7 protein-coding genes, 2 pseudogenes and 1 riboswitch are annotated in these 11,534 nt (G+C 44.5%); of the genes and pseudogenes, 4 read left to right on the forward strand and 5 right to left on the reverse strand.

The genetic code is table 11. The features are described from left to right. Positions 1–205: 205 nt before the first annotated feature. Positions 206–802, reverse strand: coding sequence for a thymidine kinase (locus tag L5M10_RS13240; RefSeq protein ID WP_028761119.1), 597 nt, complete (start codon positions 800–802; stop codon positions 206–208). A 542-nt stretch (positions 803–1,344) separates the two neighbouring features. On the opposite strand from L5M10_RS13240, the gene L5M10_RS13245 reads away from it, so the two are divergent. Then, positions 1,345–3,444 (forward strand): multiheme c-type cytochrome, encoded by a 2,100-nt coding sequence (locus L5M10_RS13245; protein ID WP_168824357.1) that lies wholly within the window; start codon positions 1,345–1,347, stop codon positions 3,442–3,444. A gap of 204 nt (positions 3,445–3,648) precedes the next feature. Next, positions 3,649–5,799 (forward strand): M3 family metallopeptidase, encoded by a 2,151-nt coding sequence (locus L5M10_RS13250; protein WP_263255408.1) that lies wholly within the window; start codon positions 3,649–3,651, stop codon positions 5,797–5,799. Positions 5,800–5,943: 144 nt separating this feature from the next. Here L5M10_RS13250 and L5M10_RS13255 read toward each other — a convergent pair whose 3' ends face one another. From L5M10_RS13255 to L5M10_RS13265, 3 genes are all read right to left on the reverse strand, one after another. Next, positions 5,944–7,512 (reverse strand): Na+/H+ antiporter NhaC family protein, encoded by a 1,569-nt coding sequence (locus L5M10_RS13255; protein WP_263255409.1) that lies wholly within the window; start codon positions 7,510–7,512, stop codon positions 5,944–5,946. Between the two features lie 79 nt (positions 7,513–7,591). Then, positions 7,592–7,788, reverse strand: a riboswitch (Lysine riboswitch). A 95-nt stretch (positions 7,789–7,883) separates the two neighbouring features. Next, complete coding sequence (locus L5M10_RS13260) at positions 7,884–8,810, reverse strand: electron transfer flavoprotein subunit alpha/FixB family protein (RefSeq protein WP_263255410.1); 927 nt, start codon at positions 8,808–8,810, stop codon at positions 7,884–7,886. After that, positions 8,811–9,560, reverse strand: a complete 750-nt coding sequence (locus L5M10_RS13265; RefSeq protein ID WP_263255411.1) for an electron transfer flavoprotein subunit beta/FixA family protein — start codon at positions 9,558–9,560, stop codon at positions 8,811–8,813. Positions 9,561–9,870: 310 nt separating this feature from the next. Between L5M10_RS13265 and L5M10_RS13270 the strand changes: the two genes are divergently transcribed. After that, entirely contained in the window at positions 9,871–10,263 is a 393-nt protein-coding gene (locus tag L5M10_RS13270) for an H-NS family nucleoid-associated regulatory protein (protein ID WP_028761125.1), read from the forward strand. A gap of 216 nt (positions 10,264–10,479) precedes the next feature. After that, positions 10,480–11,289: pseudogene (locus L5M10_RS13275) on the forward strand (amidohydrolase); the annotation flags it as partial. 13 nt (positions 11,290–11,302) lie between these two features. On the opposite strand, the pseudogene L5M10_RS13280 reads toward L5M10_RS13275, so the two are convergent. Continuing rightward, positions 11,303–11,534, reverse strand: a pseudogene (locus L5M10_RS13280) (IS4 family transposase); the annotation flags it as partial.

Consider the following 11,534-nt stretch of genomic DNA (forward strand, 5'->3'; position numbering starts at 1 on the left):
AAAGAAGGGTGCCTGTGACCCACAACCGCCACTAATCAATACTAATGTTAAGCTGATAGTACATTTTGCCAAATATTAATTTGTTGATATCAAGGTATTTTCAGCGATTAAGGCAACAGACAGTATGACTTAAAAACAAAACGAGCTAATTTAAGTCGCATAAAAAGAATGAGTCGCTCAATAATTACACGCTATTAACGAAGCCTCATCCCACATATTCATGCGCATCCCAGATAAATTCACGAAAATGCTTGCGACAGACAGACTCGTAACTTTCATTACCGCCAATCGCCACTTGCTCACCCTCGCGCATCACCTTGCCTTCACCATCAAGACGCACCACCATGTTAGCCTTACGCCCACAATGACAAATAGTCTTCAACTCAACTAATTTATCGGCCCAAGCTAATAAATAATGACTGCCGCTAAAAAGTTCGCCTTGAAAGTCCGTTCTTAGGCCATAGCAGAGTACAGGAATATCAATATTATCGACCACATGCGTCAGCTGCTTAACCTGTTCTTTACTCAAAAACTGACACTCATCCACCAGCACACAGCTTAATGGCGTGGCTTGATGCACATCGCTAATCATTTGAGTCAAATCATCTTGGCTACTAAATACCTGTGCTTCGGTTTCAATGCCAATACGCGAGGCCACTTTACCTTTGCCATATCTGTCGTCTATGGAGGCTGTCATGACCAAAGTATTCATACCGCGTTCACGGTAGTTATAGGATGACTGTAATAGGGAAGTGGATTTACCCGCGTTCATTGCCGAATAATAAAAATACAATTGAGCCAAGACTTATACCCTTTAAAAAACGTTAGCGCTTACGCGTCTGCTACCAGAGCCAAATTGAGCGCTAGTCTAACATTGCGCTTCACATCAGAACACTAGCAGCCGCTAAGCTTTTATCATGAAATTCTGCAATGACACCAACTTATCAATCATTTTAATCCCCAATCGCCTCCTGAAATATTTCTAGTCCACTTCATTTAATACTCCTCCCTGCAAAAAACATAAAAAACGCCCCGATGCCGTTCAATTGTTAATGAAAGCTTAACTGAAACTTAAATGTTGTTTCGTAAGGAAAAATTAGTAAAAGTTAAATTTAAAAAGTGCGATCTACCTCCAAAGTAATAGGTATAAATGGGCTTGCGCTCAAAAAACAAACACAAATTTAACAGTAATATTTCATTCGAGACAAAACGTGCTCAATTAAAAAAAGAAAAGTATTCGATAGCTTGCAAATTGAGACCAACGGTCAAAGCACTAATCTACCCTGCAAACTTTAGTGCTCCACTCCGTCCTTTATTCGCATATTGGATCAAATGGAGATTATGATGAGAATTTTCACCTCTAGAAAACTGGCATATTTAGTTGCCTTAGCACTAACTGGCGCCCTTGTTGGCTGTGGCGATGATGGTAAAGATGGTGTAGATGGAGCACCAGGAACGCCCGGTATCCCTGGAACACCCGGTGAACCTGGAACACCCGGAGAGCCTGGAACACCGCCCCCAGTCACCAGTTCTACTATGACTAACGTCAAAGTGATCAACTATAGCTTTGGCGAAGGCAGTATCACTTACGAATTTGAAATTACAGATGAAAACAATAACCTAATCAACGGACTGTTAAATGCTCAAGCCAAAGTGGCTGCACTAACAGATAAAGGCTTCATCACTAACCGCACCGAAGCTGATAAAAATGGTGTTGCAGATAACGTCCATATTGGCGGTGAAGCAACTCAAGCAACCGTCGGCGCTGAATTGACCGCTTTAGCTGATGGTCATTACCAATTTAAAGTACCAATGAAAGGGGTTAATCCAAGCACTGAAGGTATTGTTTGGTTACGTGTCGGTGGTAATAATGGTATTGCGACCTCTAAACCTCTGGTCGTTAACAAACCTGAAGGCACCCATTCAACCACAACTGATAGTTGTTACTCTTGCCATATCGACTACTCAACAAGCCCTCGTCGTCATGCAAGCTATGTCGCTACTGGCATGGACAGCGAAGTCACCTTCGTGGAAGGCTGTTTAGTGTGTCACGGTTCAGTTAGCCGTGCAGTTGTCAATGCTGAAGGTTTCTCTACGGGTGGCTATGCGACAAACACCCTATCTAAAATTGGTCATATCAATCACCAAGATTTTACTAAAGACTTTTCAGTACAAAACTGTACATCTTGTCACGTTGAAGCACCTAAAAACATCAACGTAGCTGGACCAGGTTGTATTGATTGCCATGACAGTGGTGGCGTACCAGGGGCTATTATCCCAAGTAATGGTGCGGATCTGCGCATTATGCACGAAAGCAAAGCGGGTATAACCGAACGCCAAGCGATTCGCGCTAAGTATAAATTAAGTCTATCAACACCTGTTAAAGTAGATGATATTTCTACCAAGACAGACCACTATGCGCCGACAGGTGCTGCGGCAGCAGTAACCGCCCCAGGCTGGTGTACAACACTGACAGTGAAAGACACCGATGGTAACGTCTTTAGCATTAAAGACAACTTTAACTATTCTAGCCCGCTAGTATATGACGCTAAGAAACCCGTAGTTTATGCGGGCGCTTATTTACATTCCTATGAAAATGGCAGCTTAGTGGGTCGCCCAGGTAACCGTACTAACTACTACTATGGTTACAACACTGACGGCACTAAAAATATCTGTCATTTACTGACAGATATCAGCGCAGTGAATGCTAACTATGTTTATTCTGCCCGCGTGACATTCAGTACCGCTGGTTGGATGGAATATGATGGCAAGCAACGCTACCAAAGTAATGGCAGCCTAAGAGCGACAGGTTATGATGGTTCTATGGGCATATCCTTTACGGCTTACTCAGATGTCGTTAACCCTGTCACCACTCAAAAGGTCTCTGGCTTCGAACGTCGTGAGATAGCGAGTACTAACAGCTGTACTACTTGTCACAACGATGCCACTGCGTTCCACAAAAATGGTGCCTTCGATGAAGGTGGTAAAGCTTGTATCGCCTGCCATGACAACGGCATGGAACGTACTTCAGCAGCCTTAGGCGCAGGTTTTGGTCCTATGGTGCACAGCTGGCACTGGGGTAATGGCGCTAAAGTCGGTGAAGTTAAAGCTGATGGAACTCAAGCGCAAACCGCTAACGGTGCAGGCGCGATTGAAGCCTCTACTAGCTGCGTTGCCTGTCATGAAAAAGCGATTGATTTAAGCAAAGTGCCAAATCAATACATCGCTGAGCCAGGTAGCAAAATGACAAGCCCAGTCACCGCTAACTGTTATGCCTGCCACACTAGCGATTCAGCTAAGGCGCATATGGCAAGCAACGGTGGTGAAATCAGCATACCAAAGGTTGCTGACTGGTTTAAACAACCGACCTCTGAATCCTGTGCAGTATGTCATGACACAGGTAGAAGTTCTGGTATTGATAAATACCACAAGTTTACTCGCTAATTAATCATCTCATCATCGCGTGATTAAGAAGTAAGTAAAAAGCGGTACCTATTTTCCCTGCAAGGAAATAGCCAAAGGAGTCTCGCTAATGCGAGGCTCCTTTTTTACTTAGACATTACCCGATAACAAGCCATTTTCAGTCCTATTTAAGTTACTAACGTTACAGTCCTAAAAAAACAACAATTCAAAGGAAGTCACTCAATTATGCGTAAAAGTTTTATTGCCATCGCCATCGGCGCCACTCTCACCGCCGGATTCATGGCAGGTTGCAGCAGCACAGAAACTAAAGCACCTAACGTTATCTCGGTACAAACCCAAAACCCGCTGTTCCAAGCCAGTAACCTGCAGTATCAAGCCCCTGATTTTAGCCTCATCAAGAATGAGCACTTCGCGCCAGCCCTAGAGCAAGGCATGGCAGAGCAGTACCAAGAAATTCTCGCAATAGCCAATAATCCGGCAGCAGCAACCTTCGATAATACGATTGTGGCTATGGAGAAAAGCGGCGCCCTACTCAACCGTGCATCAAGCGTGTTTTATAATTTAGCAGGGTCAAACAGCAATCCAGAACTGCGTAAAATCCAAGGCGAAATGGCGCCAAAAATGGCGGCCCACTCAGATAATATCAACTTAAACCCAGCGCTATTTGCCCGTATCGAAGCCATCTATAACGACCGCACCAACTTAGGGTTAACCCCAGAAGCCGTGCGTTTGGTTGAGGTGTATCACCAACGCTTTATCATGGCTGGCGCTAAACTTACCGATGAACAAAAAGTTAAAATCCGCGCGTTAAATGAAGAACAATCAACACTAACGAATGAGTTCTCTCAGCGTTTATTACGCTTAACCAAAGAAATCGCCGTTGTGGTGGATTCAAAAAGTGAACTTGCTGGATTAACCGACGGTGAAATAGCTTCAGCCGCGAACGATGCCAAAGCGGCCGGTCACGATGGCAAGTATCTGATTAACATCACCAACACCACTCGCCAACCTGTGTTGGCATCACTGGAAAACCGTGAGCTACGCCAGCGTATTTGGGAAGCCTCAGCGAACCGTGGCTTAACTGGTGAAAACGAAACTGCGTCACTCGTATCTCGTTTAGCGAAACTCAGAGCCGAGCGCGCAACACTATTAGGCTATGAAAACTGGGCAAGTTATCGATTAGCACCGCAAATGGCCAAAACACCCGAAGCGGTTTACAGCATGTTTGGTTCAATGGTGCCTGCGGTAGTTGCTAACACAGAGAAAGAAGCGGCCGACATTCAAGCCATGATCACTAAAACCGGTGGGAAATTTGAACTGGCACCGTGGGACTGGGAGTTTTACGCAGAAAAAGTTCGCCAAGAAAAATACGCCCTCGATGCCAATAGCATTCGCCCATACTTCGAGTTTAACCGTGTGCTCGAAGACGGCGTATTCTACACACTCAAAGAACTCTATGGCGTCACCTTAAAACCACGCCCAGATTTACCGGTTTACCATCCCGATGTGAAAGCCTACGAAATGTTTGATGCCGATGGCTCAAGCATGGCCATTTTCTACGCCGACTATTTTGCCCGTGAAGGTAAACGTGGTGGCGCTTGGATGAGTTCGTTCGTCGGTCAATCCTTCCTCGAAGGCACTAAACCTGTGGTCGTCAACGTGATGAACATAAAGAAAGCGCCCGAAGGTCAACCCACATTCGTCAGCTATAACGAAGTCACCACTATGTTCCATGAAATGGGTCACGGCACCCACGGCATGTTCTCTAAAGTGACTTATCCAAGTCTGGCGGGCACCTCGGTTTCACGCGACTTTGTCGAATTCCCATCGACGTTTGAAGAAGATTGGGCCGCCCATCCAAAAGTGTTAGCGAACTACGCGAAACACTATGAAACAGGCAAACCCATTCCCGATGAACTGCTGCAAAAACTGCTGAAATCAGGCAGCTTCAACCAAGGCTTTGACACTCTGGAATACATGGCCGCCGCATTAGTAGACATGGAATGGCATTCATTAAGCCCAGATACGCCGCTGCAAGATGTACCAACCTTTGAAGCCAATGCCCTGAAAAAGCACGGCTTAAACATCAGTGCCGTACCTCCGCGTTATAAGTCGACCTATTTTGCCCACGCCTTCCCCGGCGGTTACTCGGCAAGTTATTACGCTTATATGTGGAGTGAGATTTTAGCGGCGGATGCGTTTGCTTATGTACAAACCCAAGGCGGGCTCAATCGTGAAATAGGCATGAAGTACCGCAAAACGATCCGTGAAGTGGGTAATAGCATAGCGCCAATGGACGCCTACAAAAACTTCCGCGGACAAGAACCCACCACAGAAGGCTTACTTAAACGCCGCGGTCTAGATCAAGCACGCTAAGCTAAGAGTTGATAGCCTTAATGCGATAGGCTATAGATAAAGACAAACTCAGCCTTAACCAAAAAAATCAGCCAGCATAATGCTGGCTGATTTATTTTGACTTATTTGTCGTGAACGTTTGCAGTGAAAGGTTTCAATTAACGTCTAGCTAATTGCGCCTTTAGATTTGATTTTAAGTACGATAATACTGATCACAAATGCCACACTACAAGCCACTAAACCCGCGACAACAGACTCGGTAAATCCAAGTGCCACATAACCCACTAAGCTAATAAACGCCGCAATAAGTGCATAAGGTAGCTGAGTCACCACATGGTCGATGTGGTGGCAACTGGCGCCCGTAGACGACAAGATAGTCGTGTCGGAAATTGGCGAGCAGTGATCGCCAAATACAGCCCCCGCCAGCACAGAGGCAAGCATAGGCAACATCATGCCAGTGTGACTTCCCATCGCCATATCAGCAGCAATCGGCAACATGATCCCGAACGTACCCCAGCTAGTACCGGTTGAGAACGCGGTAATACCTGCTAGCACAAACATTAAGGCGGGTAAAAACGCGAACGGAATATTTCCTGTTGCTAAACTCGCCATAAACTTACCGGTTTCGAGTTGACCAATCACACCTGCGATTGTCCAAGCAAATAACAGGATGTAAATCGCCGGCAGCATAGAGCGAGCGCCCTGCACTATACCTTTGACTATCATCAATTTCTCAACGCCTTGCACTAAATTCAATATCAGCGAAACCGCTAGACCAATTAATGCACCAAAGAAAAGTGATGAACTGACATCGGTTTTCTCAAAAGCAGAAATAATATTAAATTCAATCCCTTCCGCCGCGAGTACTTGAGCGCCACTGTTAATCATGAAATAGAGGGTTGCAAATACCAACACGGTAATAGGCAGGAACAAACCTAAAATCTTACCGGTTTCGGCTTCAGGTAAATCCGCGTTCGCCCCAGGCGGTAATCCTTTAGACTCATCGTATAAATTACCACGTTGGGCATTGAGCTCATGCTCACTCATTGGCCCAACATCTAATCCCATAAAGACAACAAAAAGTAATAATAACAAGGAGAAGATTGCGTAAAAGTTCATCGGGATCATTTGAATAAAAATACTCAAATGACCCGTATCAGCAAAACCATGGGCAGTTAATATCCCGCCAATGAGTGCGATAATATAAGCGCCCCAGCTCGAAACTGGAGATATAACGCACACAGGCGCCGCAGTAGAATCTAATAAATAAGCTAACTTAGCGCGGGAAACATAATAACGATCGGTAACAGGTCGAGCGACCGAACCAACAACTAAACTATTGAAATAATCATCAATAAAAACTACACAACCTAAAAACATAGTCAATAGTTTAGCATCACGTTTATTACGTATATGTAAACGAGCCCAATCGGCAAAAGCCCGCGCGCTGCCACTTACGGTAATTAACGCTGTAATCATTCCCAGTACAATTAAGAAACCGAGAATATATAAGTTCCACGAATTTAGACCTTTATCAGTCCAAAAAAGCCCTTTAACGCCATTAAATACAAACTCACCCGTTGCTAAAGGTGAAAATTGATTGAGCAATAAAGCACCAATTAAAATACCTAACCCCAAAGAAAGCAGTACACGGCGAGTCAAGATCGCCAACACGATAGCCACCGCAGGCGGCAACAAGGAAAGTGCCGAATCGGCATAATTCATAACAGTCATTGATTATTATCTTCGTTAAATACGAATGGAGGGCGACTGAACTGGTGGGAAAAGGCAATAGATACCCAAGGTCACCTGTCCTATCAGTAGCGCTCCATAGTAACTATTCCCAATATCCATATCGGAAAATACTATGGCAGTGCTGCACCTATTAGGTACAACCCCAGCAGTTGATCGTGATAAATCGAACCACTTCGGCACCAAATCCTTTCGCAATCGATCAACGGAATCACCCTACTGATCACTACTAATATTTGGCGCGCCTCTACTTCTAAGAACGCCCTTGCACGGGCGTGAGGCACATAAAAACATAAGCGGCTTAGCAGATGCTACCGCAAAGCCACTTAATGTGACCTAGATCACAGATAAAATCAACTGAGACTTGTAATCAGCTCAGGAACCGCCTCAAACAGATCTGCAACGAGTCCATAATCGGCAACTTGAAAAATCGGCGCTTCAGGATCTTTGTTGATTGCAACGATGACTTTAGCGTCTTTCATGCCGGCTAAATGTTGAATCGCGCCAGAAATACCGACGGCAATATACAAGTTTGGCGCAACGATTTTACCGGTTTGACCCACTTGTAAATCGTTAGGCACAAAACCTGCGTCAACTGCAGCGCGTGATGCGCCAACTGCTGCACCGAGCTTGTCAGCAAGTTGCTCTAACATGCCGAAGTTTTCACCACTGCCCATGCCTCGGCCGCCAGATACAATAATGCCAGCATTGCCTAACTCTGGACGGGCAGAAACTGTCAGCGATTGAGAAACAAACTGAGTTCTCGCTTCAAACACTTTATCGAGTGTCGTCACAGCCGCACTGTTACCTTCTGGCGCAGCGTCAAATGCACTGGCGCGCACTGTCATCACTTTAATGACATCATGGCTTTGCACTGTCGCTAAGGCGTTACCCGCATACACAGGGCGCACAAAGGTATCGGCATTGACGACGGTAATAACTTCTGAGATTTGCGCGACATCTAATAATGCCGCAACGCGCGGAAGCGTGTCCTTACCTAAACTTGAAGCCGAGGCCAGAATGTGACCATAGTTTGGCGCTAAGTCCACCAGCAATTTGGCAAAATTTTCTGCTAAATGCGCTTCATACACGCTGGCATCGGCAACGAGTACTTGGCTAACGCCTTGTAGTGCCTGTGCCGCTTGGACAACCGCGCCACATTGGTGACCCGCAACTAAGACATGTACTTCATCGCCTATGGCACGGGCGGCGGTAACAATTTTTGCCGTATCGAGTTTCAGTGCAGCATTATCATGTTCAGCTAATACTAAAATGGCCATTTAGATCACCTTCGCTTCATTTTTTAACTTTTCAACTAGCTCAGCTACCGACGCTACCATGATGCCCGCTTTACGTTCAGCTGGCGGAGTGACCTTCACAATCGTTTGGTGACTCTTTAACGTCACGCCTAAGTCTGCCACAGTAAATACTTCTAATGGCTTACGCTTGGCTTTCATTATGTTAGGGAGTGAAGCGTAACGGGGTTCGTTCAAACGTAGATCAGCGGTCACGACAGTAGGTAAAGGCAGCTTGAGAGTTTGCATGCCGCCGTCAATTTCACGGGTGACTTGTAATGTATTCGCTTCTAATTTGATTTCTGAAGCAAAGGTCGCCTGTGGCATATCCATTAACGCGGCAAACATTTGGCCAGTTTGGTTATTATCACCATCGATGGATTGCTTACCAAAAATCACCAGCTCTGCTTGTTCTTTGTCTTGTACCGCTTTGAGCAATTTGGCGATAGACACTGGCACGAGCTCTTCTTCAGTATCGATATGAATTGCACGATCTGCGCCTAATGCAAGCGCGGTACGCAGTTGTTCCTGCACGGCTTTATTACCAATACTGACAACAACCACTTCAGTAGCGCTACCCGCTTCTTTTAAACGAACCGCTTCTTCTACTGCGATTTCACAAAAAGGGTTCAACGCCATTTTTAGGTTTGCAGTGTCAACACTTGTATTGTCAGCTTTGACCCTGACCTTCACATTGGCATCAACAACGCGCTTAACGGGCACCAATACTTTCATAGGGTTTCCTTCCTACACTTTCATGTACATGGACAAAACATTGGTTAATACCAATGCAGGATAGAGCAACTTTACGTCCTGTTAACGTTAACGTCAACCAAAGTCAAACGCCTGTTTGTATTTTTTAATCCGCTGCAACGGCCACTTTTTTGGACACTTATTTGAGGGAATAAGAAAAGTTCAAAAAATAAATAATATTTAATTTCCTTAAAACGCATAATTTTATTTGATTCGAGCTATATTAGTTTCTATCATTTAGGTGTTGTTCACCATTATCCTGTATTAAAAATAGAGTGGGACGAAAATAGATATGAGCGAATTTTTAGAGATATTAACTCACGGCCGTCGTTTTAAAGCTGCAGTAAAAGAACTTAGCGTTGAAGAGTTACGTGATTTAGCCGACAAATTAGATAAAATTTTAGTAGAACGCGAGTCTATGGCTGAGGAAGAAGAACAAGCCATGGCAGCTCGTAATGCTAAGATTGAAGAAATCCGTCAACAAATGGAAGCCGTTGGTTTATCAATTGATGACTTAGGTGGCGTAGCTGTTAAAGCTGCTGCGAAGAAACGCGCTCCTCGTCCAGCTAAATACCAAATTGAAGTTGACGGTGAAATGGTTCAATGGACTGGCCAAGGCCGTATGCCTACCGTATTTAAGAACGAGATCAACAAAGGTCGTTCTATGGAAGATTTCTTAATCTAATCCAACCAAGTGTGATGGCGCTAATTTGCCAACACCAGTTTGCATAAAAGCTCGCATTAATTGCGAGCTTTTTTATATCCATCAATCGTTTCAAACTTAAACAACAGCCGTTAATTCCGCACCTCACTCCCGCTCAAATTACGTTACAATTCAGCCTTAGTATTTACATCTGCTTTCAGTTACTCTTTGTTCACCCTCACTCGATTGAATAAAATAATGCAGATAAACAATAAGATAATGATAAGCTGCAGCATAATCGCTAGCTTAGTATCACAAACAACATTTGCCCAACTCAATACTGGAACAACATCCAGTAAACTCACTGCATTTACCCATGCTGAATTAATTATTGCCCCGGGAAAGCGTTTAAGCGATGCCACTTTATTAATTGAAAATAATCGAATTAAAGCCATTATTGAGCACAACGACATTCCCGCTGGCGCATTTAGAATCGATTTGAGTGGTTATACAATTTATCCCGGATTTATCGATCCTTTTACCGATTATGGGATTGAATTCGAATATCCCAAACTTAAGCTCACTCGCCCCGTCTATGATATAAAGCGTATCGGTGGTAATGCGGAAAATGGTGCAATTCATTCTGAAAAAGAATGGTTTAATTACGTTTACCCCAATAAAGAACGCGCAAAAGAGTGGATTAATAATGGTTTCACCAGTGTGCAAAGTAGCAAACTCGACGGTATCTTCCGTGGAACGGGTGTCAGCCTTTCATTAGCAGACAAAACGGCTAATGAAGTGATTTATCGCGCCCGCAGTCAACCTTTTATGGCATTTGATAAAGGTTCGTCTGAACAAGATTATCCCTCATCATTAATGGGCAGCATTGCACTTATTAGGCAAACCTTTGCCGATGCAAATTGGTATAACCAAAATAAAAACAAACCTGCCAATGGCGCAATAAACAATCAAGTCGAATTTAATATTGCCTTTGAGCGTTTAGATAATTTAGCCGATAAGCAAATTATCTTTGAAACCAAAAATCTCAACGACCAATTACGTGCAGCCCTGAAGGATCCCCTCATAAATCAGCCATAGCATAGCCATATTTGAGCAACTGATTGGCGAATAATACCCAGGCCGCCAGCAATTCTTTCTCCGTGATTTGATAATCAGGCCGCCTGAGTACCTCCAATCCCAAGCGAATCGTTGAGAGTACCGTTCGATGCCCAATGGTATTGGCCTGAAAATGCTTATCCCAGCCCTGTTGCTGTGCGTGTAAACCAACTAGCCACAACAGGCATTGAACCATC

It is taken from the genome of Shewanella sp. SM32 (genome assembly GCF_025654235.1).
Classification (GTDB): Bacteria; Pseudomonadota; Gammaproteobacteria; order Enterobacterales; family Shewanellaceae; genus Shewanella; species Shewanella oncorhynchi.